The 15,366-nt window shown below is 56.6% G+C and carries 17 protein-coding genes; 10 read left to right on the top strand and 7 right to left on the bottom strand.

The genetic code is table 11. The annotated features are described in order from the left end of the window. The first annotated feature begins 12 nt into the window (after positions 1 to 12). A complete protein-coding gene (locus tag GOX45_RS06030) occupies positions 13 to 1,275 on the top strand; it encodes a glutamate-5-semialdehyde dehydrogenase (RefSeq protein ID WP_171098971.1) in 1,263 nt (420 codons plus the stop codon). Here the strand turns inward: GOX45_RS06030 and GOX45_RS06035 are convergent. Beyond that, on the bottom strand, positions 1,272 to 1,868 hold the full coding sequence (locus tag GOX45_RS06035; protein ID WP_171098973.1) for a histidine phosphotransferase family protein: 597 nt from the start codon (positions 1,866 to 1,868) through the stop codon (positions 1,272 to 1,274). The genes GOX45_RS06030 and GOX45_RS06035 overlap by 4 nt on opposite strands. Before the next feature lie 42 nt (positions 1,869 to 1,910). Here GOX45_RS06035 and GOX45_RS06040 point away from each other — a divergent pair, with 42 nt between their 5' ends. The 5 genes from GOX45_RS06040 to tsf all read left to right on the top strand — a co-directional run bounded on the left by GOX45_RS06040 (position 1,911) and on the right by tsf (position 5,713). Further along, entirely contained in the window at positions 1,911 to 2,093 is a 183-nt protein-coding gene (locus tag GOX45_RS06040; RefSeq protein ID WP_008756567.1) for a DUF3553 domain-containing protein, read from the top strand. 103 nt (positions 2,094 to 2,196) lie between these two features. After that, a complete protein-coding gene (locus GOX45_RS06045) occupies positions 2,197 to 2,952 on the top strand; it encodes a GNAT family N-acetyltransferase (RefSeq protein WP_171098975.1) in 756 nt (251 codons plus the stop codon). Between the two features lie 4 nt (positions 2,953 to 2,956). Beyond that, positions 2,957 to 3,793, top strand: a complete 837-nt coding sequence (locus GOX45_RS06050; RefSeq protein WP_171098977.1) for a 1-acyl-sn-glycerol-3-phosphate acyltransferase — start codon at positions 2,957 to 2,959, stop codon at positions 3,791 to 3,793. Between the two features lie 166 nt (positions 3,794 to 3,959). Then, the gene (rpsB, locus tag GOX45_RS06055; protein ID WP_171098979.1) at positions 3,960 to 4,760 is read left to right on the top strand and encodes a 30S ribosomal protein S2; all 801 of its coding nucleotides are present in this window, start codon (positions 3,960 to 3,962) and stop codon (positions 4,758 to 4,760) included. 77 nt (positions 4,761 to 4,837) lie between these two features. Beyond that, a complete protein-coding gene (gene tsf / locus GOX45_RS06060; RefSeq protein ID WP_171098981.1) occupies positions 4,838 to 5,713 on the top strand; it encodes a translation elongation factor Ts in 876 nt (291 codons plus the stop codon). Between the two features lie 390 nt (positions 5,714 to 6,103). Here the strand turns inward: tsf and GOX45_RS06065 are convergent, their stop codons facing one another. From GOX45_RS06065 to GOX45_RS06075, 3 genes are all read right to left on the bottom strand, one after another. Further along, positions 6,104 to 6,859, bottom strand: coding sequence for a LuxR family transcriptional regulator (locus tag GOX45_RS06065; RefSeq protein ID WP_171098983.1), 756 nt, complete (start codon positions 6,857 to 6,859; stop codon positions 6,104 to 6,106). After that, on the bottom strand, positions 6,856 to 7,305 hold the full coding sequence (aroQ, locus tag GOX45_RS06070) for a type II 3-dehydroquinate dehydratase (protein WP_171098986.1): 450 nt from the start codon (positions 7,303 to 7,305) through the stop codon (positions 6,856 to 6,858). Before aroQ ends, GOX45_RS06065 begins: the two co-directional genes overlap by 4 nt. A gap of 126 nt (positions 7,306 to 7,431) precedes the next feature. After that, positions 7,432 to 8,433: an NADPH:quinone oxidoreductase family protein gene (locus GOX45_RS06075; RefSeq protein ID WP_171098987.1), complete on the bottom strand. Its 1,002-nt coding sequence runs from the start codon at positions 8,431 to 8,433 to the stop codon at positions 7,432 to 7,434. A gap of 123 nt (positions 8,434 to 8,556) precedes the next feature. On the opposite strand from GOX45_RS06075, the gene GOX45_RS06080 reads away from it, so the two are divergent. Together GOX45_RS06080 and GOX45_RS06085 are read left to right on the top strand one after the other, a co-directional pair. Further along, positions 8,557 to 9,375 carry an SDR family NAD(P)-dependent oxidoreductase gene (locus tag GOX45_RS06080; RefSeq protein ID WP_171098989.1) on the top strand — a complete coding sequence of 273 codons (819 nt, stop codon included), beginning with the start codon at positions 8,557 to 8,559 and terminating at the stop codon, positions 9,373 to 9,375. Between the two features lie 11 nt (positions 9,376 to 9,386). Beyond that, on the top strand, positions 9,387 to 10,412 hold the full coding sequence (locus tag GOX45_RS06085) for a phosphotransferase family protein (protein ID WP_171098991.1): 1,026 nt from the start codon (positions 9,387 to 9,389) through the stop codon (positions 10,410 to 10,412). Here GOX45_RS06085 and GOX45_RS06090 read toward each other — a convergent pair. Next, a complete protein-coding gene (locus tag GOX45_RS06090) occupies positions 10,396 to 11,001 on the bottom strand; it encodes a 2-hydroxychromene-2-carboxylate isomerase (protein ID WP_171098993.1) in 606 nt (201 codons plus the stop codon). The genes GOX45_RS06085 and GOX45_RS06090 overlap by 17 nt on opposite strands. A gap of 120 nt (positions 11,002 to 11,121) precedes the next feature. Here GOX45_RS06090 and GOX45_RS06095 point away from each other — a divergent pair, with 120 nt between their 5' ends. Then, positions 11,122 to 12,327 (top strand): serine hydrolase, encoded by a 1,206-nt coding sequence (locus GOX45_RS06095; RefSeq protein WP_171098995.1) that lies wholly within the window; start codon positions 11,122 to 11,124, stop codon positions 12,325 to 12,327. 35 nt (positions 12,328 to 12,362) lie between these two features. Next, positions 12,363 to 13,232 carry an acyl-CoA thioesterase II gene (locus tag GOX45_RS06100; RefSeq protein WP_171098997.1) on the top strand — a complete coding sequence of 290 codons (870 nt, stop codon included), beginning with the start codon at positions 12,363 to 12,365 and terminating at the stop codon, positions 13,230 to 13,232. Here the strand turns inward: GOX45_RS06100 and GOX45_RS06105 are convergent. Both GOX45_RS06105 and GOX45_RS06110 read right to left on the bottom strand, forming a co-directional pair. Next, complete coding sequence (locus tag GOX45_RS06105) at positions 13,229 to 13,996, bottom strand: SDR family oxidoreductase (RefSeq protein WP_171098999.1); 768 nt, start codon at positions 13,994 to 13,996, stop codon at positions 13,229 to 13,231. The two genes, GOX45_RS06100 and GOX45_RS06105, sit on opposite strands and share 4 nt — an antisense overlap. A 102-nt stretch (positions 13,997 to 14,098) precedes the next feature. Next, positions 14,099 to 15,328 carry an acyl-CoA dehydrogenase gene (locus GOX45_RS06110; RefSeq protein WP_171099001.1) on the bottom strand — a complete coding sequence of 410 codons (1,230 nt, stop codon included), beginning with the start codon at positions 15,326 to 15,328 and terminating at the stop codon, positions 14,099 to 14,101. Positions 15,329 to 15,366: the final 38 nt, after the last annotated feature.

Below are 15,366 nucleotides of genomic sequence, written 5' to 3' on the forward strand. Positions count from 1 at the left end.
AAGGCAGATGAGATGAAGGATCTAGACAATATTCCCGGCCTGATGGCCGATCTCGGTCAGCGCGCCAAGGCGGCGTCCAGCGAATTGGCATTTGCCAGCGCCGAACGCAAGCACGCAGCGTTGATTGCCGCCGCCGAGGCGGTCTGGGCCAATCGGGCGCAAATCATTGAAGCCAATCAGAAAGATCTGGAGTTTGGGCGCAACAAGGGCCTTAGCCGGGCAATGATGGATCGCCTGATGTTGGATGAAGGCCGCATCCAGGGCATGGTCGATGGCCTGCGTGCCGTGGCCGAACAAACCGACCCGGTCGGAGAGGTTATGGCAGAATGGGACATGCCCTCGGGCCTGAATATCCAGCGGGTGCGCACGCCTTTGGGCGTGATCGGAGTGATCTATGAAAGCCGTCCCAATGTGACAGCTGATGCAGGGGCACTGTGCCTGAAATCGGGCAACGCAGTAATCCTGCGCGGCGGGTCCGAGAGCTTTCATTCCTCAACCGCCATTCACGCCTGTCTGGTCGAAGGCCTGAAGGCTGCCAACCTGCCCGAAGACGCCATTCAACTGGTGCCCACCCGTGACCGGGCTGCGGTGCAGGAATTGCTGACCATGACCGAATATGTCGATGTCATCGTCCCGCGCGGCGGTAAGGGTCTGGTGGGGCTCGTGCAGCGCGAGGCGCGCGTGCCGGTCTTTGCGCATCTTGAGGGCATCGTTCATATCTATATCGATAAATCCGCTGATCTTCAAAAAACCCTGGACGTCGTGCTGAACGCCAAAACCCGCCGCACAGGTATCTGCGGTGCCGCAGAATGTCTGCTGGTGCATCAAGATGTCGCCGAAACGCTCGGACGCGACGTTGTCGCATCGCTTATTGCAGCAGGCGTCGAAGTTCATGCCGAAGGTGTGCTGGCTCTTGACGGTTCTGTGGGCGCAACCGGTGAAGATTGGGGCAAAGAGTTCCTGGACAGCATCATCGCTGCGAAACCCGTTGAAAATATCGACGCGGCCATTGCTCATATCCGCCGCTATGGTTCGAACCATACCGATTGCATCATGGCCGAAGATGACGCGGCGGCAGCCAAGTTCTTTGAGCAGCTTGACAGCGCCATTTTGATGCACAATGCCTCGACCCAGTTTGCCGATGGTGGTGAATTTGGGATGGGTGCCGAGATTGGGATTGCGACCGGCAAGATGCACGCGCGGGGCCCGGTTGGGGCCGCGCAGCTGACCAGCTTCAAATACCTTGTCCGGGGCGACGGAACGGTCCGCGCCTAAAACCGGATCACGATGCGCGTCGATGCGGTTTCCGCACTGACGCGCCACCCCATCCCGCGCGCGGTTTCTGGCAAAAGAGCGAACTGAACCTTTGCTGGGGTCACCGCCTCGGCAAAGCGCCCATTTGGCAGGCCCGACCAGAGGCCTGTGTCGATCTGGATCTTGTCGGACGTAGCGGTAATCGTCCAATCCTGGCCGTCTACGGTGACGGAAACAGATCCGCCCAAAGGCATCGCGGATTCACAGCATAACAAGGCCAGAAACGCCAGTTTCACCTGATTACGGGGGACCGGTTCCGTGACATGCCAATGCACCTTCACACGGCTGGCAATCTCGATATCGGCCAGCAAGCCATTGACCTCGGCCCGGCCCAGCGGTTGATCACTGGCTGCGCCAAATGCCACCCGAAAAAACCGGATCTTGGCACCCGCGCTTCCTACGCTGCCCGAGATTAACTCCATCTCGGGGCCCTGCATCGTGCCCACCATTTCCAACAGCTCCAACCCGTTGGTGATCGCCCCAATCGGGCTGATCAGATCGTGACAGATCCGAGAGCCGATCAACTCGGCAAGGTTGACGTCTGATGCGCCCATGCGTACCTCCTGCTGTATCTGCTGCCGGATCGGAGCCCTTGCATGACAGACCTCAATGCTATTCTTGCACCGGGCATGTATGTCCGCCACCCTGATTTCCCCGATTGGGGCGTCGGACAGGTGCAGTCCAACATTGCAGGCAAGATCACCGTTAACTTTCGCGAGCAGGGGAAAGTGGTAATCGACGGAACACGTATAGCCCTGATGCCCGTCTTTGATCCGTGAAACTGGTTTATGAATGGTTAACAAATCGCCGACGACAGCGCGGTTCTTGCGCTTGATCGGTCAATCGCGGTAACTGCGCGCAACTTTAAAACGGACACCGCCCATGCCAGAGGCTGGCTCTTCTTTCACAGTCAAACTCGCCGAAACAACCGAGGAACTGCGCGCTGCGCAAAGGCTGCGCTATGAGGTCTTTGTGCGCGAGTTGGGCGGTGGCGGCGACATGGTCGACCACGAACAGGGGTTGGAGCAAGATCGGTTTGATCCGTTTTTCGACCACATGCTTGCCATCGACAATGCGACCCAACAGGTGATCGGTGTCTACAGGCTGTTGCCCGGCGACAAGGCGGCTGAGATCGGGCAATTCTATTCCGAGGATGAATACAACCTGAGCATCCTCAAGCACAGCGGGCGCAAACTGCTGGAGCTGGGGCGGTCCTGCATACATCGCGACTATCGCGGAGGGATGGCGTTGTACCATCTGTGGAACGGGTTGGCCTCGTATGTCAGCGCACAGGACATCGAGGTTCTGTTTGGCGTTGCCAGCTTTCACGGTACCGATGTCGCTGCTTTGGCGCAGCCGCTGTCCATGCTGCACCACAACCATCTGGCACCCGAAGATCTGCGGGTGCGCGCGCAGCCTGACGTATTCCAATCAATGGACCTCGTGGCCCCGGACGCGCTGGACAGGCGTACAGCAATGGTTCAAGTGCCCGCTCTGATCAAAGCCTATCTGCGTTTGGGCGGTTTTGTGGGCGAGGGCGCCTATATCGACCATGCGTTCAACACCACCGATGTCTGCCTGATTCTAGACACCGCGCGGATGAACGAACGGCAGCGCCGTATGTATAGCGGAGCCTGAAAGCTTGAACAACGTTTCCTGGCAAAGCGAAGACGCGCCTGATCCCATCGAACTGGGCGTTCTGGGCTGGATTTTGGTGATCTTGCGCGGGCTGCCCCTGGCCATCTTGGTCTTTGGCGGGTTGATCGTCTTGTTGGCTGTCCGTCTCGTAGAACGTCCGCTCTATGGCCTGCACCGACCGGTCACGCCCTATATTTCGCAGTTTGTCTGCCGTAACGCGTTTCGCATCCTTGGCATCGGATTCAAGACTTCCGGTGCTTTGATGCAGCATCCCGGGGCCGTGGTCGCAAACCACACCTCGTGGCTGGATATTTTTGCCCTGAACGCACGCAAAAGGGTCTATTTCGTATCTAAGGCCGAAGTCGCGAACTGGCCCGGTATCGGCTGGTTGGCACGCGCCACAGGCACCGTATTCATCGAACGCAACCCCAAGAAAGCCCGAGAGCAGACCCAAATCTTTGAGGATCGCCTGAAGGCGGGACATAAGCTGTTGTTCTTCCCCGAAGGCACATCGACCGATGGCTTGCGCGTTTTACCATTTAAAACAACGCTCTTCGCGGCATTCTTCACAGAAGAGCTGCGTCAATCCATCTATGTGCAGCCTGTTTCCGTGATCTATCACGCACCCAAAGGGCAGCCGGATCGCTTTTACGGCTGGTGGGGCGACATGGATTTTGGCCCGCATCTGCTCAAGACGCTGGGGGCAAGGCGCCAAGGCTCGGTCGAGCTGATCTATCACGCGCCCGCCAGGGTCAGCGACTTTGAAAACCGAAAACTGCTAGCGGCCCATTGCGAAGAGGCCGTGCGCCACGCTCACAGCTGGGCCCGGCTTGAAAAATAAGGGCAAAAGGCCCTTGCGCTGCATGAAAACCTGCCGTATATGCGCGCCATTCAAACCCGCAGGCGGGGTTTGGGACTTTTGAGGGAGACATCCTCATCAGGACCGCCGGTTGGAGCATCCGCTTCTTTCACCCCCGCCCAGGCGTAAACCGGAAAAGGAAAATTGCATGGCTCTTCCCGAGTTCACCATGCGTCAGCTGCTGGAAGCTGGCGTTCACTTTGGTCACCAGACACAGCGTTGGAATCCCCGCATGGGCCCGTTCATCTACGGCTCGCGCAATGGCATCCACATCATGGACCTGACACAGACTGTTCCGATGCTGGACCAGGCTCTGCAGGCCGTCCGTGACACCGTTGCAAAAGGTGGCCGCGTTCTGTTTGTGGGCACCAAGCGTCAGGCCGCTGGCCCGATCGCTGAAGCTGCTGAAAAGTCGGCCCAGTACTTCATGAACCACCGTTGGCTGGGTGGCACGCTGACCAACTGGAAAACCGTTTCCCAGTCGATCAACCGTCTGAACCAGATTGATGAGGCGATGGAATCCGGCGCCGAAGGCCTGACCAAGAAAGAGCGTCTGGGCATGGAGCGTGACCAGGCCAAGCTGCAAGCCTCGCTGGGCGGTATCCGCGAGATGGGTGGCGTTCCTGACCTGCTGTTCGTCATCGACGTCAAGAAAGAGGCTCTGGCCATCGCCGAAGCCAACAAGCTGGGGATCCCGGTCGTGGCCGTGGTTGACACCAACTGCTCACCCGATGGTGTCGACTACATCATCCCCGGCAATGACGACGCAGCCCGCGCAATCGCTCTGTACTGCGACCTGGCCGCACGCGCCGCACTGGACGGTATGACCGCGCAGTTGGGTGCAGCGGGCGTTGACCTGGGCGAGTTCGAAGAAGCTCCGGTTGAAGAAGCGGTGGCAGAAGAAGAAGCCCCGGCCGAAGCAGCAGCAGAAACACCTGCCGAAGCGTAAGCTGCCCGTCACGTAAATGACATGTGGGGCAGGGTATGACCTGCCCCAATTCCGTTTGAATTGAGGAGAGCCTAAAGATGGCAATCACAGCAGCAATGGTAAAAGAACTGCGCGACTCGACCGGCGCAGGCATGATGGACGCAAAAAAGGCGCTGACCGAGACCGGTGGCAACATGGACGAGGCCGTTGATTGGCTGCGCACCAAAGGCCTGGCCAAAGCGGCCAAGAAATCGGGCCGTACCGCTGCCGAAGGTCTGGTGGCCGTGCACGTAAAAGGTGGCAACGGTGTTGCTGTTGAAGTGAACTCGGAAACCGACTTCGTTGCGAAGAACGCTGAGTTTCAGGAAATGGTTGGCAAGATCACCTATGCCGCCGAAGGCGTCGACGATGTCGAAGCTCTGCTGGCCGCAGATCTGGGCGGCAAATCGGTTGCTGACACCCTGACCGACAAGATCGCTACCATTGGCGAGAACATGTCGGTGCGCCGTATGTCGAAACTGTCAGGCGACACTGTTGTGTCTTACGTGCACAACGCAGCCACCAACGGTATGGGCAAAATCGGTGTTCTGGTTGCTTTGACCGGTGGGGACGAAGCCATCGGTAAGCAGATCGCGATGCATATCGCAGCTGTGAATCCGGCCGCTCTGTCCGAGGCAGACATGGACCCGGCGATTGTCGAGAAGGAAAAGCAGGTTCAGATGGACATCGCCCGCGAATCCGGCAAGCCGGAGCAGGTGATCGAAAAAATGATCATCGGTCGCATGAAGAAATTCGTGGCTGAATCGACTCTGCTGAACCAGCAGTTCGTCGTGAACCCTGATCTGACCGTCGAAGCTGCGGCCAAAGAAGCTGGCGCTACCGTCACCGGCTTTGTTCGCATGGAAGTTGGCGAAGGCATCGTGGTCGAAAAAGAAGACTTCGCAGCCGAAGTTGCTAAAGCGGCACAAGGCTAAGGCCTATGCGGCCTGTCTATTGATCAGGCCGCACATCTACCCAAACCGGCGACGTGGAAACGTGGCCGGTTTTTTGTTTTCAGAATCTCAGGATCACCGCACATCAGAATGGGGCTGATCCAGGACAGGGATGAAGGATAGGAAGAGGGGCCCCGCAGATGGGGATGGTCGGGACCCCTCAAAATTCCAGCCGTCGCACGCGGAAAAATACGCGCCCTAGTGCCAGATTGGTCAGAGAGCTCTGATATTGCAAAGATCCGACCGAAACGTTCCCTGGCAAAAAGCCACCACTCACGGAACATGGCCATATTGCATTGTCCCGCTGGGCGGGCCTAGTAGTGTATTCCTTACCTTAGGTAAATTAACGCTTTTTTGACGCTATTTTTGGATTTAGGCTTCAATAACGAACATTTGGTTCTGCAAAGAGGCCTTCAAAACCGCCTGTGCCGTGGTTTCGACGCTCAAAGCTTCGCGTGCCAGACGCAGGTGTTTCTCAACTGTTGCTGATGTAAGCCCCATCAGAATCGCGATGTCCTGAGTTGTTTTTCCGTCACCGACCCACTCAAGTGCCTCGCGCTGACGCTTGGTCAAAGCGCGGTTCGGAGGGTTGTAGGGCAGAGTGAGAATTTTCAGATGAGCCATATTGTTCATCAACAAAATTTCGTCACCATACTGCTGCCACATCTCGTCCAATTCTTCTTGTGACTTGTCTCCAAAATGGGCCATCGAGATCGCCCCTTTTGAACGTATCGACACCGAGGTAAAGCTGATCGTGTACCCAACTGTCGCGCCGAAAGACCTGTTGAAGTCATAAACCTCACGTTCTTTTTCGGTCATGGTGCCAGCTGACATCTTTTCCTGGATCAGCTTCCAGCTTGCAGCGCCTTCATTCTCAAGCGCCCAATGCAGCATCGGCGCATGAAAATAGAGGCCCGAACGTAGGAACCCATCCAAATATTCGGTGCAATGATTGGTGAGGATGATGAAGTCTTCAGGATCACCCAGCGACGTTTCGGTTCGGTATCGCGTATGGCCATAGAGCAGCCGGTCAAAACCATACTCAGCCATCTGCCCGCAATGGGCGGCCCAAAGCTCTTCCAGCGTTTTGGCGTAACTGATGAATTGCAGATATTCGTTCAGCTTCATGACCCATCACCTTCTGACAAGTGGACGGCCAAGGCGTCGAGCGCCATTTTGTAGCCCAGTGCTCCGAACCCGCAAATCTGTCCGATTGCGACCGGCGCAATGTAGGAGTGATGGCGGAAAGCTTCGCGTGCGTGGATATTGGACAAATGCACCTCCACCACGGGCACTTCAGCGGACGCAATCGCATCCATCAGGGCGACAGATGTGTGCGTGAAAGCCCCAGCGTTCAGAACGATGCCATCGTGAACTCCACGAGCGGCGTGAATCGCATCAATCAGCACACCCTCATGGTTGGATTGCAGATGAGAAACCTGCAGGCCCAGGCTCTGACCATGTGCAGCGCACATGTCTTCCACCATCTTCAACGTGGTGGTCCCGTAAACTTCGGGCTGGCGCGTGCCCAACAGATTCAGGTTCGGGCCATTCAGAACCAGGATTTTCTGCATTTTCACTGTCCCCATCTGTATTTTTATTAAACCTGAAACCTGAGGACGTCTAGATATCGCCGTAACAGCCTAAAATGTCTTTTTTGTTTCAGGGCAGCCGAGTTCAAACAGAATCGCGATGTCTGGTTATGTCGAATACATCGAAATGACAACTTTTCCGAGAGTTGACCTATCGGCAAGAAGCGTCAAAGCCTCACTTGCTTGTTCCAGCGGAAAACGAGCGGTGATTTTCGGTTTGATCTTTCCCTGAAGGTACAGATCGAACAATTCACCCACATTGGCTGCATGCGCCTTTGGATCACGGAACACTGACGATCCCCAGAACACTCCAACAATCTGGCAGCCTTTCAGCAGTGTCAGGTTCAACGGAATGCTCGGAATACCCGCAGGAAAGCCAACAACAAGGAAGCGTCCGTTCCAGGCCATGCAGCGCACAACAGGTTCTGCATAGTCGCCACCAACCGCATCATAGGCAACATCGACCCCTGAACCGCCTGTCAGGGACTTGATTTGTGCCGACAGTTCTTTCTGCGCCTCGCGCGTCATCTCGCGCGGGTAAATCAGCGTCTCATCAGCCCCGATGGACGTGCAGAATTCAGCCTTTTCTTTGGACGACACAGCCGCGATGACCCGCGCACCCATGGCTTTTCCCAACTCGATCGCTGCCGATCCAACGCCACCTGCGGCACCCAGAACCAAAAGTGTTTCTCGGGCCTGCAGCGCACCCCGGTCCTTTAGGGCGTGGTACGAGGTGCCATAGGTAAACAGGAAACATGCAGCCTCGTCATAGGGCATCGCTTCGGGGATTTTCACCGCAGTGGCGGCTTTCAGGCACAGATGAGTTGAAAAACCGCCATGCACCGTCAGGGCAAGCACGCGGTCACCGAGGTCAAAACCCGTAACACCCTCCCCAATCGCCACGACTTCGCCTGCGATCTCACCGCCGGGCGCGAAAGGGCGGGGCGGTTTGATCTGATAGAGATCCCGGATCACCAAAGTGTCGGGGAAATTGACACCAGCGGCGTGTACATGCACCAAAAGCTCACCGGGTTTTGGCTCCGGATCAGGTAGAGTTCTAAGCTCCAAAGTTTCCGGCCCGCCCGGTGTGACGCTGAGTAATGACTGCATCCGACCCTCTCGCCTCTTGCCTTGTATCCGTTGAACGCGTTGGATCAGACTAGAGGATAATACGGCGATTGCCAGCCAAGGGTCCGTGACGTCAATTTGGGCCCAACACAAGGAGGAGAGCACATGACACCCGAAGCCCTGTTTTCGTTGAACGGAAAAACCGCTTTGGTTACCGGTGGTGCCACAGGGATCGGGCGCATGGCCGCCGAAGCGCTGGTGCGGGCTGGAGCGCGCGTACTGATCGCGTCGCGCAAAGGCGAGGCCTGCGAAGCTGTCGCGGCTGAACTGAATGCGTTGGGCGCACCCGGTCAGGCCGAAGGTTTCGGTGGCGATGTCAGTTCTGAGGCAGGGATTGATGCGTTGGTGGAAGAGGTCAAGAGCCGCACGCAAACACTTGATATTTTAATGAATAATGCGGGCGTGTCGTGGGGTGCACCGATGGGGCAATTCCCCTATGATGCCTGGGACAAAGTCATGTCGGTCAATGTGGCGGGAATTTTCCACCTGACCCAGAAGCTGTTGCCTTTGCTGATGCAATCGGCCAGCGACGATGATCCCGCGCGGGTTGTCAATGTGGGCTCGGTCATGGGCGAAGTGCCTATGGGCGACGGGGCCTATAGCTATTCCGCGTCAAAAGCCGCCGTATTGCACCTGACCAAAATTATGGCCAAGGAATTGGCTTCGTACCGGGTCACCGTCAATGCTTTGGCGCCGGGGCCATTTGTATCGCGCATGACCGCCTTTGCGACCGCTGACGAAAAGACCCGCGAGAAGGTGGGCGACGCCGTGCCGCTGGGCCGGGTCGGGCGAGAAGAGGATATCGCAGGCTGCATGCTGTTTCTCTGCGGGCAGGGCGGCAGTTATGTTACAGGCGCGGTGATCCCGGTGTCGGGAGGGATAAATGTGCAAAGCGGCGGTAATATCTTTGCGGCAGCGCTTTAAGGGGCTGTGACATGACACAAGCCTTGGACGTTCAGGCCGTAGATGCCTATTTGCAGCACCACCTTGAGGGGTACAAAGGCCCGCTGGAGGCGGAGAAATTCGCGATTGGCCAATCCAACCCGACATTCCTGCTACGCACGCCCAAGGCGCAATACGTGCTGCGGCGTAAGCCCGAAGGCGTTTTGCTGAAATCTGCTCATGCCGTTGACCGCGAATACCGCGTGCAACGCGCGCTGGCAGACAGCAACGTACCGGTCCCCCGAATGCATCTGCTGTGCGAAGATGACAGTGTGATCGGATCTGCCTTTTACGTGATGCAGCATCTACCGGGTCGCATCTTCATGGAACCTGCGATGCAAGGCGAAACAGCTCGGACCCGCGCAGCCGTAATGGATGAGATGAACCGGGTTTTGGCCGAATTGCATATGGTCGATATCGACGCGGTGGGCCTTTCGGATTTTGGACCGCCCGGCAATTACTTCGAACGCCAGATTGCGCGCTGGACCAAGCAATACCGGGCGTCCGAGACGCAAACCATCCCGGTGATGGATCAGTTGATCACCGAGCTCGAGCAGCAGATCCCCGAGGATGACGGCCAACGCACCCTGGTGCATGGTGACTATCGGATCGACAACCTGATGTTCGAACAGGACGGCACTCGCTGCATCGGGGTTCTGGACTGGGAACTCTCGACCATCGGGCATCCCTATGCCGATCTGGCCGCCGTCATCATGCAATGGCAAATGCCGCCCGGAAAAGAAGGGCGCGGGCTGGCCGGTGTGGATCGCGAAAGCCTGGGATTGCCGTCAGATCAAGCCTTTATCGACGCATATTGCAGTAAACGCGGGCTAGCCGGGATCGACAATTTCGGCTTTTATCTGGGCTTCACCTTCTTCCGCATGGCCGGAATTCTTCAGGGCGTCTACAAGCGCGCCTTGGACGGTAACGCCTCGGATCCTGCACGAGCGCAAAAGTTCGGAAACTATGTGCCGATGTTCGCGCAGCATGCGGTTGCCGCGCTCAGATCGACTGTTTGATCTCAAGCTCGAGATTTCCAAGGCTGTTCTTGCCAAAAAACATCTCAGAACCCCAAAACAATGTCGGAACGCCAAACACACCGCGTCGCACGGCAGCCTTTGTTTCGTCTTTCACGCGCTGTTTGATCTCGGGATCAGTCATCGCGTCACGGATCTTGCGCACAGGTAACTCGTGTTCCTGCAACACATCGGTCAGAACGTTCAGATCATCAATCTTCTGCCCATGAACCCATATCGCATCAAATACGGCGTCTATATATTTGGATTCCCAAGATTTTCCTTGAGCAAAACTCGCCCCGCGCATTGCAAATTTTGTGTTTAATGGGAAATGCGGGCTCATGTGAAAACTCAAACCCCGACGCCGCGCGAACCGGTGCAGATCATGGGTCAGGTACGAGGTCTTTTGCCGGTTCTCGGAATAGGCCTGAAACGGGTTCTGATTGTTGGTCAACTTGAACACAAGGCTCAGCAGAACAGGCTGAAAAACAATCCCTGACTTTGGCCGCGGCTTCAGACCGGACAGCGCTTTATGGGCCAAATATGCGTTCGGACTGCAAAAGTCGTACATAAATTCAATGTGTTGCGACATCCTGCTTCTCCGGTTCAAGATTGTTGAGGGGCCGAATCTTTATATCCAACAGACTAGCATTTTTCATGACATGTGTTTTTGTCATGGTCACAGCAGAACACCAAACAGGCGGATTTCATAATGGGATTTGATGCTCAGAGATTGCAACTCATCCGTGCTTGGATGCAACGCTATGTCGACGAACGGAAATACGCAGGTTGCGCCCTGTTGCTAAACCGTTTTGGCACCGAAGGCTTCTTTCACAGTTGCGGTCAGCGCAGTGTTGAAAAGGATCTGCCATTTCAACGCGATACGATCGCACGGTTCTATTCTATGACCAAACCCGTCACCTCGGTTGCTCTGATGCAGCTTTTGGAGCGCGGGATTTTGCATCTGAGTGCGCCGGTCAGCGAATTTCTACCGGAATTCAAGGATATGCAGGCTCTGATTCCTGACGCGCGCAGCATCGATCAGACCGAAGCGGCCAATACGCCGACATTGGCGCAGTTGCTGACCCATACCAGCGGGCTGAGCTATCCGTTCAATTCCGGTATTCTGCCCGCCGCAATGGATGAACAAAACCTAAATTTTGCACCCGACCAGGGCCCGTTGTCGAAACGCATCCACGATCTGGCCCAGCTTCCGCTGGCGTTTCAGCCCGGAACGCGCTGGGAATATTCGGTCGGGATAGACGTGATCGGTCGCGTGATCGAAGTGGTGTCCGGCCAGACCCTAGATCGCTATTTCTCCACACATGTTTTCGACCCCTTAGGCATAAGTGAAACCGGGTTTTCGGTACCAGCCGGGGCAGGGGACCGGTTCGCTTCGCTCTATACGCCGCTGGATGGCGACGCGATGGACCTGAACACTGCTCAAAAAGGCTCGGATACGTTGCGCCTTGTGGATCGTGCTGGCGATTCCCCGTTCGAAGCCGCGACAACGTTTTCTGGCGGCGGCGGTCTTGTCGGCACCATCGACGACTACAGTCGTTTTGCCGAGATGTTGCGCGCCCCAAACAGCGACGTGCTGAGCGCAAGGATCAAAAACTTTATGATGCGCAATCACTTGCCAGGCGACATTGCCTCGATGGGACCGCGTAGCTTTGCAGAACAACCGATGGAGGGCATGGGTTTCGGCATTGGTGGGGCTGTTGTTCTGGATCCAGGGCGGCTTCAGGTGCCGGCCGCCATTGGCGATTTCAGCTGGGGCGGCATGGCGTCGACCTTTTTTTGGGTGGATCGTGCCAACGACATGACTGCCGTCTTTTTCACCCAATTGTCGCCCTCCAGCTCTTACCCGTCCCGCGCGCAGCTGCGAGCCCTTGTGCAGGCCGCTTTGGTGGACTAACGCAGACAACATACACCACGACCGGAGCGCGCCCGATGACCGAAGCTGAACGCATTCTGCTGGAATTGCTGAATCTCGAGCGGCTTGAGGTTGACCTGTTTCGAGGCGTCGGCTCCGGCGGCGAGACGCCCACGCGGATCTTTGGCGGACAGGTTATCGCCCAAGCTCTGTCAGCCGCCTACCGGACCGTTGAGTCGCGCAGTTGCCATTCGCTGCACGCTTATTTCATCCGGCCCGGAGACCCGGTCAAACCTGTTATTTATCAAGTGGATAGAGCACGGGATGGAGGCTCTTTCACCACCCGTCGGGTGGTGGCCATTCAGCATGGCAAACAGATCCTGAACATGTCGGCCTCGTTCCACATACAGGATGACGGCTGGGAACATCAGCACCCCATTCCCGATGTGAAGGGCCCGGAAGCGCACCCTCTCCGCAACACGTTGCAACAACAGTATCTGTCCCGCGTACCGGAAAAGATCCAGTCCGAACTGATGCGCGAACGACCTATCGAAGTGCGCGAAGTTGACCACCAGGACCTGTTTCACCCGGCAAAAACCGACGACCGCAACTCGATCTGGTTTCGAATGAATGCCGCCGATCAGGCCGAACCCGTAACTCAGCATCTGCTGTTGGCCTATGCCTCGGACATGAGCTTGCTGGGTTCGGGTCTGCGTCCACACGGGCTCAGCTGGTTCACCGGAGAGGTCAACGCCGCCAGCCTGGATCACGCGCTTTGGTTTCATGCACCGGTTCAGTTCCAGAACTGGCATCTTTATGCGATGGATTCACCGTGGACGGGGCAGGGGCGTAGTTTTAACCGGGGCTCTATCTATGCTCAAGATGGCACGCTAGTTGCGTCTGTGGCGCAGGAAGGCCTTATGCGTCGGGCAAAACCAAAAGGTTAGCTTTGAACGCCAAATCTTTGATTTAATTTATTCATTCCCTCGATCCAACGGTCATAGTCAGCTGTTTTCAACCGGATGTAGTCCAGAACCTGCGCGTGCGGCAGAATGAGGAACCGTTCTTCCTCGATCGCTTCAACACAGATTTGAGCGACAATTTCAGGCTCTAACATGCCGTCAATGGCCGCAACCGAGTTCTCATGACCCTTCGTCATCTCGGATCGTACCGCCTGAGGGCACAAAACAGACGTCTTGATGCCCTGATCGCTGTACGTCAAAGCGACCCATTCGGCAAAACCGACCGCTGCATGTTTGGTGACACCATAAGGCGCTGCACCCGGTTGGTTCAGCAAACCAGCGGCGGATGCCGTGGTCATGAAGTATCCGCCACCGCGTGCGATCATCCGCGGAATGACATGTCGTGCGGCCCAGACATGAGACATGACGTTCACACGCCAGATCCGATCCCAGTCTTCATTCGGAACGTCCAGACCGCCAAGCGTCAGAATTCCTGCATTGGCGCAAAACAGATCAATCGGACCAATCTCAGCTTCGACTTTGTCAATCAGCACCGCGGTGTGATCTTCGCTGGACACATCGCAATGAACTGCGTGTCCGCCAATCTGGTCCGCAACATCTTTCGCGCCGGTTTCGTCGATATCGGCACAAACGACACGCGCACCATCACGGGCAAAACGCTCAGCCAGGGCACGCCCAATCCCTTGAGCCGCACCTGTGATAACTGCGGTTTTGTCTTGTAACTGCATGATAAGCCGTAGTTTCTGACATTTACATAACCAAGATACACAAAGCGACGTCAGGTGTCTGCACTACTGTTAATATAACATAATACTGATTACACGCACTTCTCAATAAAAAGCCTGCAACCCTGTCTGCGCTCGGCCAAGGATCAAGGCGTGCACGTCGTGGGTTCCTTCATAGGTGTTCACAGTCTCCAGATTGATCATGTGGCGCACAACCTGAAATTCCAGAGAGATACCATTGCCCCCATGCATGTCCCGTGCCATCCGTGCGATGTCGAGCGCTTTGCCGCAATTGTTGCGTTTGACGATTGAGATCATCTCGGGCGCGGCCTGAGCTTGATCCATCAAACGGCCAACCCGCAGGCTGGCTTGCAGGCCCAAAGCGATCTCGGTTTGCATGTCGGCCAGTTTTTTCTGGTAAAGCTGCGTCTGGGCCAAGGGCTTTTCGAATTGCTTGCGGTCCAGCCCATACTGCCGGGCGGCGTGCCAGCAGGCTTCGGCGGCACCCATGGTGCCCCAGCTGATGCCATAGCGGGCGCGGTTTAGGCAGCCGAACGGGCCCTTCAAACCTTGCACATGGGGCAGCAAAGCGCCCTCGTCTACTTCGACACCGTCCAGAACGATCTCACCCGTGATCGAGGCGCGCAGGCTCAGTTTGTTTTCGATCTTCGGCGCGCTCAGACCTTTCAGGCCTTTGTCCAGAACAAATCCCCGGATCTTGCCGTCATGGGCGTCGGACTTGGCCCAGACCACAATCACATCTGCAATCGGCGCGTTCGAGATCCACATTTTGCTGCCGGTCAAACGGTAGCCGCCATCGATCTTTTCGGCGCGGGTTTTCATGCCTGCCGGGTCCGACCCGGCATCCGGTTCGGTCAGGCCAAAACAACCGATCCATTCGCCACTGGCCAGTTTCGGCAGGTATTTCCGGCGCTGCGCCTCGGATCCATAGGCATAGATCGGATACATCACCAGCGAGCTTTGGACCGACATCATAGACCGGTAACCTGAATCGACCCGTTCGACCTCGCGCGCGACAAGGCCGTAGCTGACATAGCCCGATCCAAGCCCGCCATATTCTTCGGGAACGGTGATCCCCAACAGCCCCATCTCGCCCATCTCGCGGAAGATTTCGGGGTCGGTTTCCTCATCCGCAAAGGCTTGGGTCACCCGCGGCTGCAGTTTTTCCTGCGCATAGCTGCGGGCACTTTCCGCGATCATGCGCTCGTCTTCTTCCAACTGGTCAGACAGGCGAAACGGATCGTCCCAGCTAAAGCTTCCCAGGTCGGGTTGATCCTTGGCGCGCAATGTCGGTTTGGTGTCGGGGGCGTTCATCTGTCTCTCCGCTGAAGCAGTCGTCGGAGATCATAATC

Origin of the sequence: Ruegeria sp. HKCCD7255 (assembly GCF_013031565.1) — a bacterium.
GTDB lineage: Bacteria > Pseudomonadota > Alphaproteobacteria > Rhodobacterales > Rhodobacteraceae > Ruegeria.

Excerpts from the sequence above, each read along its gene's own strand:
- GOX45_RS06030 (WP_171098971.1), top strand. The coding sequence starts at position 13 with ATGAAGGATCTAGACAATATTCCCGGCCTGATGGCCGATCTCGGTCAG.
- GOX45_RS06035 (WP_171098973.1), bottom strand. The coding sequence starts at position 1,868 with ATGGGCGCATCAGACGTCAACCTTGCCGAGTTGATCGGCTCTCGGATC.
- GOX45_RS06040 (WP_008756567.1), top strand. The coding sequence starts at position 1,911 with ATGACAGACCTCAATGCTATTCTTGCACCGGGCATGTATGTCCGCCAC.
- GOX45_RS06045 (WP_171098975.1), top strand. The coding sequence starts at position 2,197 with ATGCCAGAGGCTGGCTCTTCTTTCACAGTCAAACTCGCCGAAACAACC.
- rpsB (WP_171098979.1), top strand. The coding sequence starts at position 3,960 with ATGGCTCTTCCCGAGTTCACCATGCGTCAGCTGCTGGAAGCTGGCGTT.
- tsf (WP_171098981.1), top strand. The coding sequence starts at position 4,838 with ATGGCAATCACAGCAGCAATGGTAAAAGAACTGCGCGACTCGACCGGC.
- GOX45_RS06065 (WP_171098983.1), bottom strand. The coding sequence starts at position 6,859 with ATGAAGCTGAACGAATATCTGCAATTCATCAGTTACGCCAAAACGCTG.
- aroQ (WP_171098986.1), bottom strand. The coding sequence starts at position 7,305 with ATGCAGAAAATCCTGGTTCTGAATGGCCCGAACCTGAATCTGTTGGGC.
- GOX45_RS06075 (WP_171098987.1), bottom strand. The coding sequence starts at position 8,433 with ATGCAGTCATTACTCAGCGTCACACCGGGCGGGCCGGAAACTTTGGAG.
- GOX45_RS06080 (WP_171098989.1), top strand. The coding sequence starts at position 8,557 with ATGACACCCGAAGCCCTGTTTTCGTTGAACGGAAAAACCGCTTTGGTT.
- GOX45_RS06085 (WP_171098991.1), top strand. The coding sequence starts at position 9,387 with ATGACACAAGCCTTGGACGTTCAGGCCGTAGATGCCTATTTGCAGCAC.
- GOX45_RS06090 (WP_171098993.1), bottom strand. The coding sequence starts at position 11,001 with ATGTCGCAACACATTGAATTTATGTACGACTTTTGCAGTCCGAACGCA.
- GOX45_RS06095 (WP_171098995.1), top strand. The coding sequence starts at position 11,122 with ATGGGATTTGATGCTCAGAGATTGCAACTCATCCGTGCTTGGATGCAA.
- GOX45_RS06100 (WP_171098997.1), top strand. The coding sequence starts at position 12,363 with ATGACCGAAGCTGAACGCATTCTGCTGGAATTGCTGAATCTCGAGCGG.
- GOX45_RS06105 (WP_171098999.1), bottom strand. The coding sequence starts at position 13,996 with ATGCAGTTACAAGACAAAACCGCAGTTATCACAGGTGCGGCTCAAGGG.
- GOX45_RS06110 (WP_171099001.1), bottom strand. The coding sequence starts at position 15,328 with ATGAACGCCCCCGACACCAAACCGACATTGCGCGCCAAGGATCAACCC.